Here is a 21,326-nt window from a genome sequence, read left to right as displayed (position 1 = left end):
CGCGCTACAATCGGGCGCTGCACCCTACCGGGTCAGCGCCTGTTTTGTTTCTGGTATCCAGTAAAGTCCCATGATCGACGAATACGCTACCCCCGAAGAAGAAATCCACAGTGAAGAGAGTTCACCGCTGCCACACTCGGTAGAGGCGGAGCAATCGGTGCTGGGGGGCCTGATGTTGGATCCGGGCCGCATCGATGCGGTTGCCGAGCAGCTGAGTGAAGAGGACTTCTTTACCGCCAGTCACCGCAAGATCTTCGCGGTAATGGGTGAGCTGAGCAATGGTGAGCAGCCGCTGGATATCGTTACTCTCGCCGAAGGCCTCGCCAGTCGCGACCTCCTCGGCGAGGTGGGCGGTCCGGCCTATCTGGCGGAACTGGCCGAGAACACTCCCTCCGCGGCGAATATTGTCGCCTATGCCAAGATAGTGCGCGAGCGCTCCATGTTGCGCCAGCTGATTGCCGCCGCCGGCGAAATCAGCCGTACCAGTTTCAATCCCGGTGGCCTGGCCTCCGCCGATCTGCTGCAGATGGCTGAGCGCCGTGTGGCGGAAATTGCCGAGGGACGCGCCAAAGAGGGCGGTTTCGTCGGTGTGGATAGCCTGCTGAAGAAAACCGTCGAGCGCATCGATGAGCTGTTTAAAACTGAAGGCGATATCACCGGCCTCAGTACCGGCCTGACAGAATTGGATCAGCGCACCTCCGGCTGGCAGCCGGGCGAGCTGGTAATCCTCGCCGCGCGTCCTTCCATGGGCAAGACCGCGCTGGCACTGAATTTTATTGAGAGTGCCATGCTCAGCCAGGAGCGCCCGACCCTGGTCTTCAGTATGGAAATGCCGTCTGACAGCCTGGTAATGCGGATGTTGTCTTCAATCGGTCGTATCGACCAGGGCCGTATCCGCAACGGCAAGCTGCAGGAAGAGGATTGGCCCAAACTCTCCAGCGCCGTACAAAAAATGAAGGGCAAAGCCCTGTATATCGACGATACGCCTGCGCTCAGCCCCAGTGAGGTGCGCGCGCGCACCAAGCGCACCGTGCGCGATCACACCAATAAGTTGATGCGCGAAAATCCGCGTATGAGTCGTGAGGATGCCGAGGCCAAGAGCCTGCCGGCAATGATTATGGTGGACTACTTACAGCTGATGCAGGTGAAGGGCTCTACTGAGGGCCGCACCCAGGAAATTTCCGAAATCTCGCGCTCTCTCAAGGCATTGGCGAAAGAGTACGACTGCCCGGTAGTCGCCCTCTCGCAGCTCAACCGCGGTGTGGAGCAGCGCCCCAACAAGCGGCCGATGAACTCGGACCTGCGGGAATCCGGGGCGATCGAGCAGGATGCCGACGTGATTTTGTTTATCTATCGCGATGAGTACTACAACGAGGACAGCCCGGACAAGGGGCTGGCAGAGCTGATTATCGGCAAACAGCGTAACGGTGAGATAGGCACCTGTCGCGCGGCATTTATCGGTAAATATACGCGCTTCGATAACCTGGCACCGGAATATTATCAGGGCGAGTAGATCGCTAGGTGCCAGTCTCTGAAACCTGACTGGTAACTGCTGCTCAGCAAATACAAGGAGGGTGACACCATGCTGTCAGAGCAACAGGTCCGCGCACTGGTGCTGGAGCGTCAGTTTATCCACAGCCCCTGGAAGGAGGGGCTCCCCGCCTTAATAGCGCATCTCGGCGCGCTGCAACTGGATGCCATCCAGCGCATTACCCGTGCGCACCACCACCAGCTGTACAACCGTCTGCCCCGTTACCGTGAGCCAGACTTAGCCGAAGCAGAACAGCGCCGCGAAATTTTTGAATACTGGTCCCACGCCGCCGCCTATATGTCGATGGAGCACTACCCCTATGCTCGGGTGCGTATGGATCGTATCCGCGCTGGGCAGCGCCACTGGTATGAGAAGAATGCCAAACTGTGCCGCTATGTGCTGGATCGGGTAGGCGCTGAGGGACCATTGCGGGCCAGTGATTTCGTACGCACCAAAAGCGGTTGGTGGGAGTGGTCCGATGAAAAGAAAGCGCTGGAGCAGCTATTTCACGAGGGTGAGCTGATGGTCAGCCACCGAGTGGGTTTTCAAAAGGTCTTTGATCTCCCAGAGCGGGTATTGCCGGCAAATACGTCGATCAGCGCTGCTACCGAACTGGAATACGGCAGTCACCTGGTACGCACTTTTCTCGGCTGCCAGGGCATTGGCCGCCCTGAGGAAGTCGCCTATCTACGTCGTGAAGACAAGCCCCTGATTCAACGGGCCATCGAAAATATGCTCACCACTGGTGAGCTGACTTCTCATGGCAAAGAGTTGATGCTGACAGAGCAGCTGGAGCAGAGTCCGGCGCGGCCAGCGCGCAAGGTGCGGCTGTTATCGCCTTTCGATCCACTGATACTACAGCGCAAGCGCCTGAGCCGGCTGTTTGAATTTGACTACCAGCTGGAGTGCTATGTCCCTGCAGCCAAGCGTCGCTATGGCTACTTCTGTTTGCCGATTTTATACGGAGACCGTTTTGCGGGGTTGGTGGACTTGAAGGCCGATCGGGATGCGGGAGCACTGCGTATCGAGACTCTGCATTGGTTGGAAAAGCCCGGTGTCTCGCTGGAGGCGAGCTTTCACCGGGCCTTGGGTCAGTTCGCCCGCTTTCACGGGCTGGAAAGAGCGGCGGCGCTTACAGCTTGACCACCACATAGACTTCCTGGCCATCGCGTTGAGTCGGCATAAAGTAGTTGCCGCCATAGCGATAGTACTGGATGCCATTGATCACTTCAGCCGCGTAGCCTTTAGGCAGCGTCTCTAAGACCTGACCGGGCTGGAAACCTTCTGGGCCAGGATCCGGGGTTGCGGGGACTGTCGCCGGTGCCGCGGTTGGAGCTTGTGCAGGCGCCGCAGCGACAGGGGCCGGAACTGTAACCACTGGTGCCGGAGCTGGAACGACCGCGACCGGTGCTGGAGGCGCTACTACCACATAAGTGCGGGTAGCCGGTACCCACTGGTAATAGGCATCGGCATACTGGTAGTAAGTGACGCCGCCCACTTGTACCGGCACGGCTCGGCTTGGCAGTGTTACCACCGAAGCGCCCAGCGGCGCATTCACGACGACGTAACCCCTTGGGCCATGACGGTAGAAGTGTCCGCCGTGGTAGTAATAGGGACGCCCGCCAACGGCAACCCGTACATGATTGGTGGGTAGTATCGGGGCGACAAAGCCAATGGAAATGCGGCTGCCGCCATGGTAGTGACCGTGGCGATGATGATGGCGGTGCTCCCCCCAGCGATCGTAGCCACGGGCGTCAGCAGATGGACTAAAGGCAAAAGCCGCCAGTGCAATGAAGGCACTGGCGCCAAGAACGATATTCAGCTTATTCACGGTCTCTCCAGCGAAGTGATTACTCACATCGACATACTAACCCTTAATCTGACAGCAATGACAGGTTAATTGGTTAAGAATTGTCAAAGTGCTGGAAAGCGAGGCTGCCTCAGCGGTTGCGCTGAATAATCCCCATCAGTTTGTACATCAGCTGGGCAGCGGCGAAATCATAGGCGTGGAAGCCGTCAATCGGCGCGAATTCCAGTACGTCAAAACCGATAATCTTGCGTTGACGCGCCACGGATTCGAACAGGTTGAGGGTCTGGTACCAGCCCAGACCGCCGGGTACTGGAGTGCCGGTAGAGGGAAACACCGAAGGGTCCATGCCATCCACATCCAGAGTAAAGAAGACTTTCTTGGGGAAGTTTTCCGGCAGCTGGAATTCCTGCACGTTGTTGGGCACTAGCTGATGGGCGTCCAGATAGCCGACGTTGTAATCCTTGCGCGCTTGCATCTCTTCTTCGCAGTAGGCGCGAATCCCCAGCTGGAACAGGGGCACACCGGCCTCTACCACCAGGCGCATCACACTGGCGTGACTGTGCTTGTGGCCTTCATAGCGGTCGCGCAGGTCGGCATGGGCGTCGATCTGAACCACACCGAAGTCGGTTTCACCGGCATCCAGCAGGCCTTTGATAATGCCCCAGGTCACCGAGTGTTCGCCGCCGATGCCCACGGGCATCTTACCCAGTGCCAGCACCTCTTTGGTGGCTGCGGCGATATTGTCCATTACCTGTTCTGCGGCACCACCCATTTCAACCGGCGGGCGGGTGTAGATACCTAGCTCGCAGGGTGAGGAGAAGTTGTCGAAAGTTTCCAGCTGCCAGGAGGCCTCGAGGATGGAGGCCGGGCCCTTGCCAGTGCCGCCACCGTAGGAAACAGTCTCCTCATAGGGGATGGGGATGATATGAAAGAAGGCGTCCTCGGGCTTGGGTTGCTCAATTTCAGAGCCCAGGAAGATGGGGTAATCGTTTTCTGGCTGCATCTATGTGTCCTCCGGCGGCGGGGGATTGTACTGCCCGCCGCATCACTATCTTGTTGGGGCTATCAGGAGAGGCGCTCTTTAAAGTCGTCGTAACCGAAGCTCTTGATGATTTTCAGGTCGTCGGTCTCTGAGTTCCACAGGGCGATGGAGGGCAGGGGGATGCCATTGAAGGTATTGGTTTTCACCATGGTGTAGTAGGCCATCTCCTCGAATACCAAGCGCTCACCTACCTTGAGGGGGTTGTGGAAGCTGTATTCGCCAATGCTGTCCCCGGCCAGACAGCTCTGCCCGCCCAGGCGGTAGGTGTGGGGCAGCTCGCCGGGGCGCGCGGCACCGGTGATTCCCGGGCGGTAGGGCATTTCCAGAACATCCGGCATATGGCAGGTGGCGGAGGCGTCGAGTATGGCCTGGTTCTGACCATTCCAGGCGGTATCCACCACTTCTGTCACCAGGATACCAGCGAACAGGGAAATGGCCTCACCGGGCTCCAGGTAGACCTGCACATCATATTTTTCAGAAAAATTGCACACGGCGGCAATCAGCTCGTCGACCTGGTAATCGCGGCGGGTGATATGGTGGCCACCGCCAAAATTGATCCACTCCATCTGCGGGATCAGGTCGCCAAATTTCTCTTCCACGGCAGCGATGGTGCGCTCCAGCGGTTTAAAGTCCTGTTCGCACAAGGTGTGGAAGTGCAGGCCGCTAATGCCCTCCAGCGACTCCTCGTCAAACAGTGAACGCACGATACCGAGCCGTGAGCAGGGCGCACAGGGGTCGTAGAGGTCGGTGTGGCCTTCGGAGTGCTCTGGGTTAATACGCAGGCCAAAGCGCAGTTCCGGGCGCTGCTTCTGCATATCCAGGCACAGTTCCCGGTAGCGTTTCCACTGGGAAAAGGAGTTGAAGATCACGTGGTGGGCGAACTGCAGAATTTCGCGTAGTTCATCTTCTTTATAGCCGGCACTGAAAACATGGACTTCCTTGCCCTGGTCGCGCCCGCCGTACTCTTCAAAGCCGAGTTTCGCCTCAAACAGGCCACTGGCACAGGTGCCCGATAGGTATTCAGCAACAATTGGACCGGTGCTGAACATGGAGAACGCTTTCAATGCGGCCAATACTTTGGCGCCACTGCGTTTCTGTACATCGGCCAGTAGTGCCAGGTTGTCGCGCAAGGCGATTTCATCGACCACGAAACAGGGAGAGGGTACGCGGTAGGGGTCAAAGTGTCCGAAGTAGTCTAGGCGGGGAGTGAGATCCATAGGGAGCTTCTTTATCCTGCTACGCGGGATGGGCGCCAGGGCCCATCCCGAGGGGTATGGAAAAGTGCGGAATTACTGGAAGGGCTTATCCAGCCAGGTTTCCTGCCAGGGCAGGCCGTACTTGTTCAGGTCGTCCATAAAGGGGTCCGGGTCCATCTGCTCCATGTTCCACACGCCGGGCTTCATCCACTTACCTTCCAGCATCATCTTGGCGCCGATCATTGCCGGTACTCCAGTGGTGTAGGAGATGGCCTGGGACTGTACCTCTTTGTAGCAATCCTGGTGATCGCAGGTGTTGTAGACGTAGTAGATCTTCTCTTCGCCGTCTTTGCTGCCGCGGATAATGTTGCCGATGCAGGTCTTGCCTTTGGTCAGCGGGCCCAGGCTGGCGGGGTCTGGCAGCATCGCCTTGAGGAACTGAATGGGCACAATTTCCTGGCCTTGGAATTGCACCGGTTCGATGCCGGTCATACCGACGTTTTGCAGTACTTCGAGATGCTTCAGGTAGCTGTCACCAAAAGTCATCCAGAAGCGCGCGCGCTCGATTTCCGGGAAGTGCTTGGACAGGGATTCCAGCTCTTCGTGGTACAGCAGGTAGATGTCTTTGTCGCCGATGCCTTCGGGGAAATTGAAGACACGCTTCTCTTCCATCGGCTTGGTGGTTATCCACTGGCCATTTTCCCAATAGCGGCCGTTGGCGGTAATCTCGCGGATATTGATTTCCGGGTTGAAGTTGGTGGCGAAAGGCAGGCCGTGGTCGCCGGCGTTGCAGTCGAGAATATCCAAGGTGTGGATACGATCGAAGTGATGCTTCTTGGCGTAGGCGGTAAATACGCTGGTCACACCGGGGTCAAAACCGCTGCCGAGCAGGGCCATCAGGCCGGCTTTCTCGAACTTCTCCTGGTAGGCCCACTGCCACTTGTACTCGAACTTGGCCTCTTCTGGCGGCTCGTAGTTGGCGGTGTCCAGGTAGTGCACGCCGGTTTCCAGGCAGGCATCCATGATGTGTAGGTCCTGGTAGGGCAGGGCCACATTGATGATCATGTCCGGCTTCACTTTTTCGATCAGCTTGACCAGTTCGGGTACGTTATCCGCATCGACTTCGGCGGTATCAATTTTCCGCGGCAACATCTCCGCGATCTTGTCGCACTTGCTCTTGGTGCGGCTGGCGAGAGTGATGTTTTCAAATACTTCAGGAACTTGTGCGCACTTGTGCGCAACTACCTGGCCGACGCCGCCGGCGCCGATGATCAGTACGTTGGCCATAAAGATCTCCTTAGTCTGCGACGTTGGCCGCCGCTATCTTCTTAAAGGCTTACCGCCTTATTTTTTAAACTTACTTTTCGAAGTAGGTGTAACCGCTCATGCTGGCGGTATAGGTATGCAGAATCTGCTTGCGCTGGGCAGCGGTGATCAACCCCTGTTTCACAGCGCGCTCCGCCAGGCGGCGGAAACGCTCGAACAGTTCTTTGGGTTGATATTCTACGTAACTCAGCACGTCGGAAATACTGTCGCCGTGAATCTCATGGCTGAAGTCGATACTGCCGTCCTCCTGGATACGTACACTCACCACGTTGGTATCGCCAAACAGGTTGTGCAAATCGCCCAGCGTTTCCTGGTAGGCCCCCACCAGGAAGGTGCCGAGGATATAGTCCTCGCCGTCTTTCAGTTCGTGCAGGGGCAGGGTTTTCTGCTCCTTCTCGCGACCGATAAAGCGGTCGATCTTACCGTCGCAGTCGCAAGTGATGTCGGCGATGATACCCGAGCGGGTCGGCGCCTCATCCAGGCGATGGATCGGCAGTAGCGGGAATACCTGGTCGATGGCCCACATATCCGGGATCGACTGGAAGACGCTCACATTGGCGTAGTAGATATCCGACAGCACCTCTGGCAGGGCCTGCAGGTCAGCGGGTATTACTTCGGCTTCGTCGAGGAGTGCGCGAATCTCCTGGGCACCCTGCAGGAACAGGTTCTCCGCATTGGCGCGCTCGCGCAGGCTCACCTGGCCGTGCAGGTACAGGGAGCGCACTTCGTCGCGATAATAAAGGGCGTCGTTGTAGCTCTCCTGCAGGTTTTTGGGGGTGATACTACTCACCGCATCCTGCAGATTGAGCAACATCTGGTGGTCGCCATCGCTGATCTTGGTGTGCTCCAGTTCCACCGGTTCGAAGCGGGTGGTGTCGAGCACATCGAACAAAAGCACGGAGGAGTAGGCCACGGTAGCGCGGCCGGACTCGGTGATAATCACCGGGTGGGCAACCCCTTCACTGTCGAGAGTCCCCATAATGGCTTCCACGACATCCACGCAATACTCGTCAAGGGAATAGTTCTTGGAGTGGGTGTAGTTGGTCTTGGTGCCGTCGTAGTCCACCGCCAGGCCACCGCCCAAGTCCAGATAGCCCATGGGAGCGCCTTCTTCCACCAGATCGGCGTAGTAGCGGCAAGCTTCCAACACTCCGGTGCGAATATCGCGAATATTCGGTACCTGTGAGCCCAGGTGGTAGTGCAGCAGCTTGAGGCAGTCGAGCATATTGTGGCTGCGCAGCTGGTCGACCATGGCAATCAGGTCGTTACTGCCCAGGCCGAAAATGCTGCGGTCGCCACTGGTGGCGTTCCAGTAGCCGCCCACCTTGGAGGCGAGTTTCACCCGCGCGCCGATATTGGGGCGCACCTGCTCGCGCTCTGCGCAGCGGATGATGGTTTCCACTTCCGAGGGCGTTTCTACCACGAAGAAAATCTGTACACCCAGGCGCTGCGCCTGCAGGCCGAGGTTGATAAATTCCTCGTCCTTGTAGCCGTTACAGATGATCAGAGATTCGGTGTTGTCCAGAATGGACAGTGCAGCGATCAGCTCCGCCTTGCTGCCAGCCTCCAGGCCGTGGTTAAAACGGCGGCCGGCGCTGGCGATCTCCTCAATCACCTGGCATTGCTGGTTGACTTTGATCGGGAAGACCCCGCGAAAAACATTGCCGTAGCCGCAATCTTCGATGGCGCGGGCAAAGGATTCATTAATGCGGGCGATCTGTGCATCGAGCAGATTTTCAATGCGCAGTAGTAAGGGCATGCCCAGGCCGCGCTCGGTGGCGCCGCGGGCGATCTCCATCAGAGAGACACTTTGGGATTCCCCGTTGGGACCCTCGACCAGGACCGAAACTTCACCGTCTTCATTTAAATCGAAATAGCCGGCGCCCCAGTTGCGGATGCCGTAAAGTTCGGCAGAATCGTCGCAGGTCCAGTTTTTTACTTGTTGCTGTTTCATGGCGCCTTTCCGTTGATCTGTGGCGGGCGCGAATCTTGGGCCCAGCAGTGCTGGAAAGCAATAACTATAGATAAAAAAACGTTGATTTTTTTCCCTGTAAAAAACTAAATATTTATTCGGTTTTTTTCTGGCTTCAGCGCGCTTTACGATGAGGAATTGTTGTGGAAATTTAGCCGCGAAATAAAAAAGCGGTCCGAAGACCGCTGAAGCTTGGGGGGATGGAATAGGGCGGTTAAAACAGTCCGGGATTGGGCACAACGCGGTAGCCGCGTCGTCGGTCATCCCAGCGGTAATAGGTGTCGTAGGCTACGTAGTAGTTGTAACCACCGACAACCACTGTCAGGGCCGAGGCCGGTAGGCTATGCACGATGGCGCCGTGGGGCGGACGGGTTACCACATAGCCGTGAGAAGCCGGGCGGTAGAAAATACCTTCGCTATAGTAGAAGCCGGTGGCGCCGATGCTGATACTGACAAAATTTTGCGGTAGGTGGCGCCAGCTGTAGCCGTAGCCGTAATGTGCTGGGCGCCAGCGAGGACGATGCCCATGGTGGCCACGGCGATAATGGGGTCTGTGCACCGCGCGGTGCTCGTGCCGGTGGCCTGTGCGGTGGCCGCGGCTATAGCCATCGGAGTAACCATCTTTGTAAGCGTGGCGGACTTCTCGGCGATGTCTGCGCTCCTCTCTACGCTCTCTGCGTGCTTCCTTGCGCTGTCTGCGCTCTTCTCTACGATGTTCTCTCTCGTGCTTGCGATTATGATGTCTGTCGCGTTCCATGTGACGCTGCTCGCGATGGGCTCTTCCCTGTCCGTGGTGATCGTGGTCCATTGCCCGCTGGTGTCCCCTATGTACTTCGGATATGGCAGGGGTTGCCAGGAGCAATAGGCCCGCGGCGGCGATGGCAGTAGTGAGGTGTCTCATGGCAGCGCTCCCGAGCACGGATGGCTCTTTGATGTCGTTTAAAGTCGTTTGTGGATCTTGGCGGGCAGTTTGCCCTGGCGGGTATGAACACTTCCTGAACTCTGTGCGATAACCTGAGGTGGGGGAGAGGTGTGGTGGGATAATTTGTAAGTGACTTGGAATCCGGCTGATATGACCTAGACGTGGTCTGTAAGCTATCAGAGATGTCGTGGAAAAAACCTGGGGATAGCGGCACTTTTGCTAAGTTGAGACGCCTCGTCTCAGCGAGTATGATGCCGCGCTGATACATAGTGAGCGGTAGAGAGATGCAAGTCTTCCACCACGTAGCCAGCCTGCGCGAGGCGCTGGCCAGAGCCCGAGCAGACGGCAAGACCGTGGGCTTCGTGCCCACCATGGGCAATCTGCACGACGCCCATATCGAGCTGGTCAAGTTGGCCCAGCAGCACTGCGACCTAGTAGTGGTATCGATCTTCGTCAACCGCCTGCAGTTTGGCCTGAATGAGGATTGGGACAAATATCCGCGCACTATGGAGCGGGATATGGCCCGGTTGCGCGAAGCCGAGTGCGATTTCCTGTTCCACCCGGATGAGAACGAGATTTATCCCAACGGTATGGACCAGCAGACCCGCGTAGTTTGCCCGGCCATGACCGATGTGCTTTGTGGCGCGAGTCGCCCCGGTCACTTCGAAGGGGTGACGACGGTAGTCTCCAAGCTGTTTAATATTGTGCAGCCGGACAAGGCCGTATTTGGCATCAAGGACTTCCAGCAATTGGCGGTGATTCGCCGTATGGCCGAGGACCTGTGTATTCCGGTGGAAATCATTGCTGCGCCGGTACACCGCGAGAGCGACGGTCTGGCCCTGAGCTCGCGCAATGGCTATATCACTGCCGATGAGCGCCCCAAAGTGGCGGTGCTCAACCAGTCGCTGAATTGGGTTAAAGATGAAATCGTGGGTGGGCGCCGGGACTTTGCCGACCTGGAAAAAGAGGCGCGCCAGCGTATCGAAGACACTGGCTTCCGCGTCGACTATTTCTCCATCTGTTACAGCAAGGACTTACAGCCGGCAGCTGATGACGATAAACAAATTACGATTCTGGGGGCGATGTACACCAGTGCCGCGCGCCTGATCGACAACGTATCCCTGGAACTCTGAGGGGCATCCAACCATGCAAATTGAAATGTTGAAGTGCAAACTGCATATGGCCGCGGTGACCCAGGCCGAACTCTGGTATGACGGCTCCTGCGCAATTGATGAAGATCTGGTAGAGCTGGCCGGTCTGCGCGAATTCGAAAAAATCGATATTTACAACGTGAGCAACGGTGAGCGCTTTCACACCTATGTGATTCTGGCCGAGCGCGGCTCGGGTATTATCTCCATGAATGGTGCCGCTGCCCGCCGTGTACAAGTTGGCGATCGTATTATTATCGCTTCCTATGCCCAGATGACAGAGGCAGAGGCCGATAGCCATAAGCCCAAGCTGGTCTACCTGGATGAAAGCAACAAGGTAGAGCGCAGCACTAATACCATTCCGGTTCAGCTCGCTGAAGCCTGATTCTCTCCGTTACAGGGCTTTGTGCCCTGTAGCACCCCTGCCATTTAGTGATTAGACATCAATAACACTTCCTGATTGAATCTCTTTTCCAGGTAGGACTCATCCAGGGTGTAATGCCAGAGATTTTTCTTTTGCCCTTTAGCAAGGGCGATTTCGCCGATTCTGCCAGGATTGTATTTAATCGGTTGGTCGAGTTGGTATTTGGCGATGGGATCTTGATAAGCCTCCTGCAAAGAAATTATTTCCCAGCCTTCCCGCTGCAGGCGACGAGCTAAATCGCCAATAAACAACGCCGTAATGTCCATTTCGTGTAACAGTAGGACGTGCTTGGGTGAACGCCCAAGATATTTGCTTGCCATATCGTCATAGTAATTAATACTCGCCATAAGAACGTCGACATAAAACTTTGAGAGTCTCTCCATATCAACCGGTTTCCCGACTTTCACTGCCGCTTGGAAAAGCTCTTCGATATACCAGTCGTAATTATTTAAGGTGATATAGGCATTTTGGTAATTATTTTTCTGTAATAGATTTCGCATGCCATCCCGTTTTTCAATAGTTTCTCCCTCGCGCAGGTAGGGAAAGCGGAAATAGGGTTTAAAATTGTCAAATTGTTGCAGTAGATGATGGGCTTGTAAAAAATCTGACTGATAGACGGATAGCTCTGTCTCAAGAAAGTTGGGATGGCTATGGGTGTGATTGCCAATAGTATGCCCGGCCTTGTTGTATGTGCCTATTCTCTCTAGGCCTTCCTGATTCAGTGATTGCGTGGTGGCAAAGAAGGTTACTTGTCCAATTTTGTGCTTTTCCAGGTTCTCAATTAGTGTTTTTGCTCGAGTTGGTCCGTCAAAGTAGCCATCGGCTTTGCGGGGAGCATCATCAAAAGTAATGGCCAGTTGTTTGGCATTAAGCGCGGGGCTGATTATCAGGCAGATGATCAAAAGCAATATTGAAAGTCGCATTGTTTCTGTCTCGAATAAGTTTATTTATGGATTTCTCGGTATGCCTGGGGGATCTGTCCTGTGACCCCGACTTTCTGGCTTAATTCGCTTTTAATGCAAGCCGAAAAACTGTGTATTGGGAATTTCAATGATCCATGAACTTGTTATCCTATTGTGTCCATTTTAGGTGAAGGTGTATATGGCAAAAATATTGGTAAGCTCTTGTCTTCTGGGATGTGCGGTGCGCTATAACGGTAGCGATGTTGGGGTCCATAACAGCGATTTTGATTGGCTTGTGGATACCCAGGAGATTGTTCCCCTCTGTCCAGAGGTGTCGGCAGGTTTACCTATCCCCAGGGCGCCGGCAGAGATTTGCGGCGGTAGCGGAACTGAGGTTTTAGCGGGCACGGCCAGAGTTATAGGAAGCGACAGGGAGGATCTAACTAATCAATTTATATTGGGAGCGGATTTAGCCCTGCGCCTGTGTCGTGATCAGGATATCAAGTTTGCGGTGCTCACAGAAAACAGCCCATCCTGTGGTTCGAACTTTATTTACGATGGCAGTTTTTCTGGAGTGAAGAAAAAAGGGATTGGAATAGTGGCTGCCCGTTTAAGAGAGTCGGGAGTGTTGGTTTTTAGCCAGCATAGGGTTGGAAGGCTCAGAGACTTAGTTGAGATTTCACGCTCGATATAGTTTTAATTAGTAAGTGCTTTTTTGCTTGGGAGAAAGGATTAGGTAATGAGTTATGAAGTCATTAATTTCAGAGAAAAGCTAGCAAAGGTCTCGGACCATTGGTCCCCTAAGGTCATCGCGGAGATGAATGATTACCAGTTCAAGCTGGTAAAGATACAAGGAGAGTTTACCTGGCATGATCATCCCGATACGGATGAGGTTTTTATCGTTATCTCAGGACAAATGGAAATTGAGTTTCGGGATAATACGATCTGTTTAGGCCCTGGGGAGATGACTGTGGTGCCCAAAGGCGTGGAGCACAAGCCAAGGGCTGAACAGGAGTGCGAGATTTTACTGGTTGAGCCCAGAGGTGTTGTGAATACTGGTGATGCCGGAGTTGAACTGACCGCGGATAATAATATCTGGATTTAATATCCGGTAAATTGCCCAGGGCTTAATCGATAATTTTCTGTTGTTAGTCAACCCTCTGGCCCCTTGTTGTTTTAGCCGTCCCCAGTGGGTGAGGAATGGACGAATTATCTTGTACCGTGTGAATGTTTCCTACTTTTCAACTCTGCCAGCGGTGGGGGGATTGTTTCACCCAGGCAATGCTATAAAGTGAGTCGAATAAGACCCCATAAATTCAGAATTCTCTAGGCCAAGGTGCCACGCTAATAATAAGGGAGAAGATGATGTCAGATGTGCATACCCGCCCCATACCTGCCAAGTTTGCTGCCAATGCTCTGATTGGCGCTGAAGACTACGAAAAAATGTATCGACAATCGGTGCAAGATCCAGAGGCATTCTGGGCTCAGCAGGCCAAGGATTTTCTGCAGTGGGAAAAATCTTTTACCCAGGTGCTGGAGGAGGATATGCACCGAGGGCATACGGCTTGGTTTGCCGATGGTCAACTCAATGTCACGGTGAATTGCATCGACAGACACTTAGCTAGCCGCAGTGAGCAAACCGCCATTTTGTGGGAGGGAGACGACCCTGCGGATAGTGTGGCGATTACCTATCGCACTCTGTATGACAATGTGTGCCGCTTGGCGAACCTGTTGAAGTCTCGTGGAGTGAAGAAAGGGGATCGGGTTTGCATTTATATGCCCATGATTCCCGAGGCGGCCTATGCCATGCTCGCCTGTGCCCGTATTGGTGCGGTGCACTCGGTGGTGTTTGGCGGTTTCTCGCCGGTTTCGCTAAGGGATCGCATACTCGACTCTGATTGTCGCTTGGTGATTACCGCCGATGAAGCGATTCGAGGGGGTAAGCATATTCCCCTCAAGGCTAATGTAGATCAGGCCTTGTCTGAGTGCCCCAGCGTTCATACGGCCATTGTGGTAAAGCATATCGGCGCCCCAGTGGACTGGGATAGTAAACGGGATATCTGGTATGCGGATGCCATCGCAGAAATGGATGGCGACTGTGCACCAGAAGTCGTCAGCGCTGAAGATCCGCTGTTCATCCTCTATACCTCCGGTTCCACCGGCAAACCAAAAGGGGTGCTACATACCACCGCTGGTTATTTGCTGATGGCCACCATGACTTTCAAATATGTATTTGATTACCGGGAGGGTGAGGTTTTCTGGTGCACCGCGGATGTCGGTTGGATTACCGGACACAGCTATATCGTTTACGGTCCCCTGGCTGCAGGAGCCACCACGTTAATGTTTGAAGGCGTGCCCACCTATCCGGATGCCTCACGTTTTTGGCAGGTTGTGGATAAACATCAGGTCAACAGCTTTTACACTGCGCCCACGGCGATCCGTGCACTAATGGGAGCGGGGGATGCGTTTGTCACCAGTACAGAACGCAGCTCCTTGCGACTATTGGGGACAGTGGGTGAGCCAATTAATCCAGAGGCCTGGGAGTGGTATTACAAGGTGGTCGGTGATGAGCGCTGTCCTATTGTGGATACCTGGTGGCAGACGGAAACCGGCGCTCATATGATCACACCGCTACCCGGTGCTATGGCGCTTAAACCGGGTTCCGCCACAAAGCCTTTCTTTGGTGTGCAGCCGGTGTTGTTGGATGGGGACGGCAAAGAAATCGAAGGTGCAGGAGAAGGCGCTCTGGCGATTAAAAAAAGCTGGCCCTCAATGATTCGCGGAGTATATGGCGATCGTCAACGTATGATCGATACCTACTTTTCTACTTATCCCGGTTATTACTTTACTGGCGATGGTGCGCGCAGGGATGCGGATGGTTACTACTGGATCACTGGGCGTATCGACGATGTGTTGAATGTTTCCGGCCACCGCCTAGGTACCGCTGAGATCGAGAGTGCTCTGGTATTGCACCCGGACACCGCAGAGGCCGCAGTGGTGGGTTATCCGCATGATATTAAGGGGCAGGGTATCTATGCGTTTGTTACCCTGAAATCAGGGCGGGAACCCAGTGAAGCCTTGCGGCAGGCGTTAATTGAACTCTGCTCCAAAGAGATAGGGCCTATTGCCAAGCCGGATGTTATTCAATGGGCGCCGGGCCTGCCTAAAACCCGCTCGGGAAAAATTATGCGGCGTATTCTGCGTAAGATAGCCTGTAATGAGTTGGATAACCTCGGAGATACCTCCACCCTGGCGGACCCTGCAGTAGTTGACGATCTACTGGCACATCGCGAAAATCGCTGACCTGAATTTAGCGCAAGTACTATTCCCTGGCGGCGCGGCTGTTGGGGACTGTAGAAAAGCCGGGCATCGCCCGGTTTTTTTGCTCTTATCGGTGCCATCGCGCGCTGGTCCAAGGCCAGTAAATTGACTCAAGGAGAAAGAGTTTGGAGCAAGTAAAGTACCTTTGTGAGCACTATCGCTTTGCAGCTGACCAGCGCCTCAAGGTTTTTAATTTTTTTGTTGTACTGACCATGTTTGTGGAGGGTGGGATTTTTACTGCGGTGGAGAAAAATTTTCACCCGCTTATATTGGCCCTGCTCGGTGGTTTTGTGATGATCCTGGTAACGGTATTTTGGTTGATGGATGTACGCAGCCGCGAGCTACTTAGGTTAGCGGTACCCGCCCTGCAAAACCTCGAGCAGCAGTATCCCGAAGAGGCCAGAATTTTTTCCAATGACGCTATCCGTCGTGGGGAAATTGCGCGTTACACCTTTGCCTATCGGGTACTTTTGGTCGGCCAGCTTATCTTTGGATTTGGTGTGGCAGCATATGGGTTGTATCACTGGTATATCACTCCTTAACCCGACCCCTCAAATTTTGGCATGGCAACTTGGCGACAGAATTTGCTGGGTTGTCATCAGCCTCGACACTGTAATGGTTCTTTTCACGCAGTAAAGCCCGTCACGATTCCATTCCGAGCAAGGTCTAACTCCCTTCCCTGGACTATCTTGCAGATTGGCGGTGAAGCCAGCCTAAGAAAGGGAAAGTAAATCCATGTTGGATCACATCAGAATACCGGTCGAAGATTTTACTCGCTCCCGTGAATTTTATCGCCAGGCCCTGGCGTGTTTGGGGTATGAACTGGTGATGGAGTTTGATAATTCAGCTGGTTTTGGTTGGGCGGATAAGCCGGAATTTTGGATTCGCGGCGAGGAAGTCAGCAGCTCTCAGCTTCATATTGCCTTTCGTGCAGAGGAACGTGAGGTAGTGCGTGATTTCTATCGAGCCGCATTGGCAGCGGGTGGTACCGATAATGGTGTGCCGGATATCTATGAAGAGTATCACCCGGATTACTTCGCAGCCTATGTATTAGACCCGGATGGCAACAATCTCGAGGTGGTTTGTCATTTGCCCGGCGATTTGCAGGAATAATTCAGGTAGTTGCTTAGCTAATAAAATAGAGACTTTGTTATGGATGATGCTGTCCGCGCCAAGTACCTACCTATTGCACTGGTAGTCGTAGGCCTGATCTTTATATTTGCTATTTATCCGATGATGATGTGGGTTTGGCCATCTGGGTGGGGGTGGGCCCCACGACAGCCGGAATATGAGCAGATGATTATGGGGATCTATGCAACTTTGGGTGTTTTTCTTATTCGCGCGGCAAAAGATCCCGCAGCCAATGCCAGCTTAATTTGGTTTACCGTTTGGTCCAGCCTGGTGCATGCTACGATTATGCTGTTTCAGGCACTGTACGATCGCACTGAGCGAGCGAATTTGTTGGGAGATATTCCTGCGCTTTTTTTGGTGGCAATTGTGCTTTGGTATCTGATGCCAAAGCGTCACTTTAAAAAAAGTGATAAAACTTGAGGGGGAATTTTATAGTCAGTGCAGCTTATTAATCCCAACTATAAGAACGATAATAAGGTCTAATTTCCCACTAAATATACTCGCTTATAAGCTCTGTCCCTGTAATAGAAACAATTTTAGGGACGGACTTGCCGATGAAATATCTTCCTTTATTTGCATTAACTATCGGCCTGATAGGCGGTGCCAATGCTGAGACATTAACTCGCGATAATGGCGCACCGATAGGTGACAATCAGAACTCACAAACTGCGGGAGAAAATGGTGGAAATTTACTGCAGGATGTGCACCTGATCCAGAAATTACAGCGCTTTGCCCGCGAGCGTATTCCAGAGCGGGTTGTACATGCGCGCGGCACAGGAGTACACGGTGAATTTGTCGCTACAAAGGATATTGGTGAGCTGACCCGAGCGGTGGTATTTGAGCCCGGTAGCAAGACACCAGTCTTCGTGCGTTTCTCAACCGTAATTCATTCCAAAGGCTCGCCGGAAACTCTGCGCGATCCCCGTGGCTTCGCCACCAAGTTTTATACCGATGAGGGCAACTGGGATCTCGTAGGCAATAATCTGCCGGTATTTTTTATTCGCGATGCGATTAAATTTCCAGATATGGTGCATTCCCTGAAACCCTCTCCGGTAACCAATCAGCAGGATCCGAATCGCTTTTTCGATTTCTTTAGCCATGTACCAGAAGCCACCCATATGCTCAGCTGGGTTTATTCTGACTACGGCACCCCGGCAAACTTGCGTCAAATGGATGGTTGGGGTGTGCACGCCTATAAACTTATCAATGATAAGGGCGAAGTACATTATGTGAAATTCCACTGGAAAACCCGCCAGGGTATTAAAAACTTAAGTGCGGAGGAAGCGGCGGAAATCCAGTCGAAAGATTTCAGTCATGCGACGCGAGATATGTACGCGGCCATTGAGAAAGGCGACTACCCCCAGTGGGATTTGTATATCAAGGTACTGAAACCTTCTCAGCTTGATGGCTTTAATTACAACCCACTCGACGCGACTAAAATGTGGCTGGAGGTGGAGGAAACCAAAGTCGGCACCATGACGCTCAACCGTGTGCCCACTAATTTCTTCCAGGAAACTGAGCAAGCCGCATTTGCGCCAGCCAATATTGTGCCCGGCATTGAACCGTCTGAAGACCGTCTGCTGCAGGGCCGTGTTTTCTCCTACTCCGATACTCAAATGTATCGCTTGGGAGCGAATCATCAGCAGCTGCCGATCAATCGTCCCCGCGCAGTAGTGAATAACTGGAACCAAGATGGAGCCGCAAATTACGGGCAGCAGACTTCCGATGTGAACTATCAGCCGAGCCGTATTGATGCCCGCAGCGAAGATCCCAAAGGCCTGTACAGCAATAAGCTGCTCACTGGCAGTACCCAGCAAAAGGCGATTGAGAAGAAACTGCCATTTGCCCAGGCCGGTGTTTTCTATCGCAGCTTGAGTTTGAAAGAGCGTCAGAACCTGATCGAAAACCTAGCTGGCGATCTGGGTAAGGTGCGCGATGACAACACCAAACACATTATGCTGAGCTATTTCTACCACGCCGATAAAGACTATGGCCAGCGCCTGACCAAAGCGGTTGGTGGCAACCTGAGCCGAGTGAAAAAACTGGCCCAGTAATATTGACCCATTGGTGGGCGGCAGTTGCCGCCCACCAAAATGTTTAGGTGAACTCATGAGATCAATTCTATTTGCAATCGTCTTTCTCGCCCAGGGGCTAACTCTAATGGCTCAGGCAGTGGAGCCGGAAAAAAATGACTCTGACTTTACCGAACTCTCCCAGTATTTTTTTGCCGCTGCCAGGATTGGTGATACCGAGGTGCTGCGTGAATTCTCGCAAGCCGGATTTCCCCTAAATACCCGCAATTCAAAAGGCTATACGGCACTGATGATTGCCACCTATAACGGCCGCAGGGAAGCTGTGGATTATTTGTTGCAAAGAGGTGCGGACGCCTGTGCACAGGATTGTCGCGGCAATACCGCGTTGATGGCGGCAATTTTTCGTGGTGAGTTTGCCTTGGCAAGAACCTTGTTAAAGCAGGACTGTGATTCGCAACAGGTCAATAGGGCCGGCCATTCGGCAGAGGATTTTGCCGAGGTCTTTGGTCGTGACCAAATGGTTCAGCTATTGCAGCAACAGCGGTCAAGTGGCGGTTAGTCACTGCAATTCAGAGAGTGGTTCTGGTTAGTGCTATTGCACGCCACTTCCCCTTCTGCAGCCTCTTTGGGTGTCGCTAAAGCTGCGGGGCTATTCTGTGTTTGTCCCCGCCCCCGCGAGCGCGTTAGCATAGCCAACCGATATTCAGTTGGTACCCGCTATGACCCAGAGCCACCATCCCTATGAAGCCCTTACGCCGGACGTGGTGATTGACTGTGTCGAGAGCACCGGGCTGATTTCCGATGCGCGCATTTTTCCCTTAAACAGTTATGAAAACCGGGTCTACCAAGTGGGCATTGAGGGCGCGGAGCCATTGATCGCCAAATTTTACCGCCCCGGCCGCTGGAGTGATGAGCAGATTCAGGAAGAGCATCGTTTCACCCTGGAATTGGCCGAAGCGGAGATTCCGGTGGTGGCGCCGATGCAGTTTGATGGGCATACCCTGCTGGAGTCGGCAGGCTTTCGCTTTGCCTTGTTTCCCCGCCGCGGGGGGCGCCAGCTGGAGCTGGATAATTTCGATCATCTGGAGCAGGTGGGCACTATGCTCGGGCGTATCCACGCAGTGGGTGGCGCTAAGCCCTTTATTCATCGCCCGACTCTGACTCTAAAGCACTTTGCCCTTGATAGCCGAGAATTTATCCTGGATGGTGATTTTTTACCGCGGGAAAACCGTGAGGCCTACGCCTCGGTAACGGGGCATATTATTGAACAGGTCGCCCCGTTGTTTGAGCGTGACTGGGACTTACTGCGTCTGCACGGTGACTGTCACAGTGGTAACTTCCTGTGGCGCGATGAGACCCCCTGGTTTGTGGATCTGGATGACTGCCTGATGGGCCCGGCCATCCAGGATATCTGGATGCTGATCTCTGGCAATCGCGCCGAGCAAACCGCCTACCTTGATGCGGTACTCGAAGGTTATGAAACCTTCTATAGTTTTGATCCTCAGCAGTTGCAGCTGGTGGAACCATTGCGCTGTTTGCGCCAGATGCACCACGCTGCCTGGCTGGCGCGCCGCTGGCAGGATCCGGCTTTTCCCCAGGCATTTCCCTGGTTTAACACGCCTCGTTATTGGGCGGAACATATACTGGCACTGCGCGAGCAGCAATCGGCACTACTGGAGCCACCTCTGACACTGGGAGCGGTTTGATATGGAAGAGTCCACTGTGAATGCCTCATGCACCGAGACAAACTCGGATTTACTATGGGAGCGAATTCGCATCGAAGTGGCACAGCAGGTCGAACGCGAACCGATCCTGGCCAGTTTTCTGCACGCCACTATTCTCAATCACAGCTCCTTGGAGGCGGCCCTCAGCTTTCACCTGGCTAACAAGTTGGACAATGCCGTGGCGCCGGCACTACTGATCCGCGAGGTGATCGATGAAGCCCTGGCGGCCGACCCGGAAATAGGTCGTGCGGCGCGCGCGGATCTGAATGCCACTTACCTACGGGACTCCGCATGCAATTCCATGCACGAGCCCTTCCTCTACTTCAAAGGGTTTCACGCCCTGCAGGTGCACCGGGTGGCGCACTGGTTGTGGAGGCAGCAGCGGCGTTCGCTGGCCATGTTTTTACAACATCGGGTCTCGGTGGTGTTCAGTGTGGATATTCACCCCGCGGCAAAAGTGGGGGAGGGTATCCTGTTGGACCACGCTACCGGTATTGTGATTGGTGAGACTGCGATAGTGGAGGACAATGTTTCTATCATGCAGTCGGTAACCTTGGGGGGGACCGGCAAGGAGAGTGGCGACCGCCATCCCAAGATTCGCTGCGGGGTTTTGATTGGCGCCGGCAGCAAGGTACTGGGCAATATCGAAGTGGGCGAATGCGCCCAGGTGGCCTCTGGCAGTGTGGTCTTAAAGCCAGTACCGGCAAAAACCCTGGTCGCCGGCGTGCCGGCCAAGGTGGTGGGGCCGGCGACTTGTGCCCAGCCGGCAATGTCTATGGATCAGTGCGCGCTTTCGCAAGTGGAAAAGTCGTGATCGCAACCCCGTCTTGTGCGGGGTTTTTCG

21 protein-coding genes are annotated in these 21,326 nt (G+C 54.2%); 14 read left to right on the top strand and 7 right to left on the bottom strand.

All coding sequences use genetic code 11. The annotated features are described in order from the left end of the window. Positions 1–70 precede the first annotated feature (70 nt). Positions 71–1,513 carry a replicative DNA helicase gene (dnaB, locus tag ACJJIC_RS01405; RefSeq protein WP_252084252.1) on the top strand — a complete coding sequence of 481 codons (1,443 nt, stop codon included), beginning with the start codon at positions 71–73 and terminating at the stop codon, positions 1,511–1,513. 69 nt (positions 1,514–1,582) lie between these two features. Beyond that, positions 1,583–2,674 carry a winged helix-turn-helix domain-containing protein gene (locus ACJJIC_RS01400; protein ID WP_444908544.1) on the top strand — a complete coding sequence of 364 codons (1,092 nt, stop codon included), beginning with the start codon at positions 1,583–1,585 and terminating at the stop codon, positions 2,672–2,674. On the opposite strand, the gene ACJJIC_RS01395 is transcribed toward ACJJIC_RS01400, so the two are convergent. The 6 genes from ACJJIC_RS01395 to ACJJIC_RS01370 all read right to left on the bottom strand — a co-directional run bounded on the left by ACJJIC_RS01395 (position 2,664) and on the right by ACJJIC_RS01370 (position 9,778). Further along, positions 2,664–3,362, bottom strand: coding sequence for a DUF6515 family protein (locus tag ACJJIC_RS01395; protein ID WP_444908545.1), 699 nt, complete (start codon positions 3,360–3,362; stop codon positions 2,664–2,666). The two genes, ACJJIC_RS01400 and ACJJIC_RS01395, sit on opposite strands and share 11 nt — an antisense overlap. A 109-nt stretch (positions 3,363–3,471) precedes the next feature. Further along, the gene (gene speB / locus ACJJIC_RS01390; protein ID WP_444908546.1) at positions 3,472–4,344 is read right to left on the bottom strand and encodes an agmatinase; all 873 of its coding nucleotides are present in this window, start codon (positions 4,342–4,344) and stop codon (positions 3,472–3,474) included. Positions 4,345–4,406: 62 nt separating this feature from the next. Then, positions 4,407–5,600: a carboxynorspermidine decarboxylase gene (gene nspC, locus ACJJIC_RS01385; protein WP_444908547.1), complete on the bottom strand. Its 1,194-nt coding sequence runs from the start codon at positions 5,598–5,600 to the stop codon at positions 4,407–4,409. Positions 5,601–5,672: 72 nt separating this feature from the next. Continuing rightward, entirely contained in the window at positions 5,673–6,866 is a 1,194-nt protein-coding gene (locus ACJJIC_RS01380) for a saccharopine dehydrogenase family protein (protein ID WP_444908548.1), read from the bottom strand. A 70-nt stretch (positions 6,867–6,936) separates the two neighbouring features. Continuing rightward, a complete protein-coding gene (gene speA, locus ACJJIC_RS01375) occupies positions 6,937–8,859 on the bottom strand; it encodes a biosynthetic arginine decarboxylase (protein ID WP_444885946.1) in 1,923 nt (640 codons plus the stop codon). A gap of 232 nt (positions 8,860–9,091) precedes the next feature. Continuing rightward, complete coding sequence (locus ACJJIC_RS01370) at positions 9,092–9,778, bottom strand: DUF6515 family protein (protein ID WP_444908549.1); 687 nt, start codon at positions 9,776–9,778, stop codon at positions 9,092–9,094. A gap of 305 nt (positions 9,779–10,083) precedes the next feature. On the opposite strand from ACJJIC_RS01370, the gene panC reads away from it, so the two are divergent. Then, the gene (panC, locus tag ACJJIC_RS01365) at positions 10,084–10,932 is read left to right on the top strand and encodes a pantoate--beta-alanine ligase (protein ID WP_445357870.1); all 849 of its coding nucleotides are present in this window, start codon (positions 10,084–10,086) and stop codon (positions 10,930–10,932) included. Between the two features lie 13 nt (positions 10,933–10,945). Continuing rightward, positions 10,946–11,332: an aspartate 1-decarboxylase gene (gene panD / locus ACJJIC_RS01360; RefSeq protein ID WP_252084259.1), complete on the top strand. Its 387-nt coding sequence runs from the start codon at positions 10,946–10,948 to the stop codon at positions 11,330–11,332. A 44-nt stretch (positions 11,333–11,376) separates the two neighbouring features. On the opposite strand, the gene ACJJIC_RS01355 is transcribed toward panD, so the two are convergent. After that, the gene (locus tag ACJJIC_RS01355; protein ID WP_444908550.1) at positions 11,377–12,294 is read right to left on the bottom strand and encodes a polysaccharide deacetylase family protein; all 918 of its coding nucleotides are present in this window, start codon (positions 12,292–12,294) and stop codon (positions 11,377–11,379) included. Positions 12,295–12,472: 178 nt separating this feature from the next. Here ACJJIC_RS01355 and ACJJIC_RS01350 point away from each other — a divergent pair, with 178 nt between their 5' ends. The 10 genes from ACJJIC_RS01350 to cysE all read left to right on the top strand — a co-directional run bounded on the left by ACJJIC_RS01350 (position 12,473) and on the right by cysE (position 21,296). Next, positions 12,473–12,967, top strand: a complete 495-nt coding sequence (locus ACJJIC_RS01350; RefSeq protein WP_444908551.1) for a 2-thiouracil desulfurase family protein — start codon at positions 12,473–12,475, stop codon at positions 12,965–12,967. 45 nt (positions 12,968–13,012) lie between these two features. Further along, positions 13,013–13,378, top strand: a complete 366-nt coding sequence (locus ACJJIC_RS01345; protein ID WP_444908552.1) for a cupin domain-containing protein — start codon at positions 13,013–13,015, stop codon at positions 13,376–13,378. Positions 13,379–13,638: 260 nt separating this feature from the next. Beyond that, positions 13,639–15,576 carry an acetate--CoA ligase gene (gene acs / locus ACJJIC_RS01340; RefSeq protein ID WP_444883557.1) on the top strand — a complete coding sequence of 646 codons (1,938 nt, stop codon included), beginning with the start codon at positions 13,639–13,641 and terminating at the stop codon, positions 15,574–15,576. Positions 15,577–15,719: 143 nt separating this feature from the next. Then, positions 15,720–16,136, top strand: a complete 417-nt coding sequence (locus tag ACJJIC_RS01335) for a RipA family octameric membrane protein (protein WP_252084263.1) — start codon at positions 15,720–15,722, stop codon at positions 16,134–16,136. A 193-nt stretch (positions 16,137–16,329) separates the two neighbouring features. Next, complete coding sequence (locus ACJJIC_RS01330; RefSeq protein WP_444908553.1) at positions 16,330–16,707, top strand: VOC family protein; 378 nt, start codon at positions 16,330–16,332, stop codon at positions 16,705–16,707. A gap of 39 nt (positions 16,708–16,746) precedes the next feature. After that, complete coding sequence (locus ACJJIC_RS01325; RefSeq protein WP_445357831.1) at positions 16,747–17,145, top strand: DUF6632 domain-containing protein; 399 nt, start codon at positions 16,747–16,749, stop codon at positions 17,143–17,145. 134 nt (positions 17,146–17,279) lie between these two features. After that, positions 17,280–18,779, top strand: coding sequence for a catalase (locus ACJJIC_RS01320; RefSeq protein ID WP_445357830.1), 1,500 nt, complete (start codon positions 17,280–17,282; stop codon positions 18,777–18,779). Positions 18,780–18,834: 55 nt separating this feature from the next. Beyond that, on the top strand, positions 18,835–19,317 hold the full coding sequence (locus ACJJIC_RS01315; protein WP_444908555.1) for an ankyrin repeat domain-containing protein: 483 nt from the start codon (positions 18,835–18,837) through the stop codon (positions 19,315–19,317). 160 nt (positions 19,318–19,477) lie between these two features. After that, positions 19,478–20,464 carry an SrkA family protein kinase gene (locus ACJJIC_RS01310; RefSeq protein WP_445357829.1) on the top strand — a complete coding sequence of 329 codons (987 nt, stop codon included), beginning with the start codon at positions 19,478–19,480 and terminating at the stop codon, positions 20,462–20,464. 1 nt (position 20,465) lies between these two features. Further along, positions 20,466–21,296 (top strand): serine O-acetyltransferase, encoded by an 831-nt coding sequence (cysE, locus tag ACJJIC_RS01305; protein WP_445357828.1) that lies wholly within the window; start codon positions 20,466–20,468, stop codon positions 21,294–21,296. Positions 21,297–21,326: the final 30 nt, after the last annotated feature.

The sequence above is a fragment of the Microbulbifer mixtoriginis (SeqCode) genome (genome assembly GCF_052468275.1).
Note: the sequence above shows the minus strand (reverse complement) of the source record. Positions and strands in the feature narration are given on the sequence as shown.

Coding starts and splice junctions, on each gene's coding strand:
- ACJJIC_RS01315 (WP_444908555.1), top strand. CDS start 18,835: ATGAGATCAATTCTATTTGCAATCGTCTTTCTCGCCCAGGGGCTAACT.
- ACJJIC_RS01310 (WP_445357829.1), top strand. CDS start 19,478: ATGACCCAGAGCCACCATCCCTATGAAGCCCTTACGCCGGACGTGGTG.
- panC (WP_445357870.1), top strand. CDS start 10,084: ATGCAAGTCTTCCACCACGTAGCCAGCCTGCGCGAGGCGCTGGCCAGA.
- acs (WP_444883557.1), top strand. CDS start 13,639: ATGTCAGATGTGCATACCCGCCCCATACCTGCCAAGTTTGCTGCCAAT.
- panD (WP_252084259.1), top strand. CDS start 10,946: ATGCAAATTGAAATGTTGAAGTGCAAACTGCATATGGCCGCGGTGACC.
- ACJJIC_RS01325 (WP_445357831.1), top strand. CDS start 16,747: ATGGATGATGCTGTCCGCGCCAAGTACCTACCTATTGCACTGGTAGTC.
- ACJJIC_RS01345 (WP_444908552.1), top strand. CDS start 13,013: ATGAGTTATGAAGTCATTAATTTCAGAGAAAAGCTAGCAAAGGTCTCG.
- ACJJIC_RS01400 (WP_444908544.1), top strand. CDS start 1,583: ATGCTGTCAGAGCAACAGGTCCGCGCACTGGTGCTGGAGCGTCAGTTT.
- nspC (WP_444908547.1), bottom strand. CDS start 5,600: ATGGATCTCACTCCCCGCCTAGACTACTTCGGACACTTTGACCCCTAC.
- ACJJIC_RS01355 (WP_444908550.1), bottom strand. CDS start 12,294: ATGCGACTTTCAATATTGCTTTTGATCATCTGCCTGATAATCAGCCCC.
- ACJJIC_RS01370 (WP_444908549.1), bottom strand. CDS start 9,778: ATGAGACACCTCACTACTGCCATCGCCGCCGCGGGCCTATTGCTCCTG.
- ACJJIC_RS01350 (WP_444908551.1), top strand. CDS start 12,473: ATGGCAAAAATATTGGTAAGCTCTTGTCTTCTGGGATGTGCGGTGCGC.
- ACJJIC_RS01320 (WP_445357830.1), top strand. CDS start 17,280: ATGAAATATCTTCCTTTATTTGCATTAACTATCGGCCTGATAGGCGGT.
- speB (WP_444908546.1), bottom strand. CDS start 4,344: ATGCAGCCAGAAAACGATTACCCCATCTTCCTGGGCTCTGAAATTGAG.
- cysE (WP_445357828.1), top strand. CDS start 20,466: ATGGAAGAGTCCACTGTGAATGCCTCATGCACCGAGACAAACTCGGAT.
- speA (WP_444885946.1), bottom strand. CDS start 8,859: ATGAAACAGCAACAAGTAAAAAACTGGACCTGCGACGATTCTGCCGAA.
- ACJJIC_RS01330 (WP_444908553.1), top strand. CDS start 16,330: ATGTTGGATCACATCAGAATACCGGTCGAAGATTTTACTCGCTCCCGT.
- dnaB (WP_252084252.1), top strand. CDS start 71: ATGATCGACGAATACGCTACCCCCGAAGAAGAAATCCACAGTGAAGAG.
- ACJJIC_RS01380 (WP_444908548.1), bottom strand. CDS start 6,866: ATGGCCAACGTACTGATCATCGGCGCCGGCGGCGTCGGCCAGGTAGTT.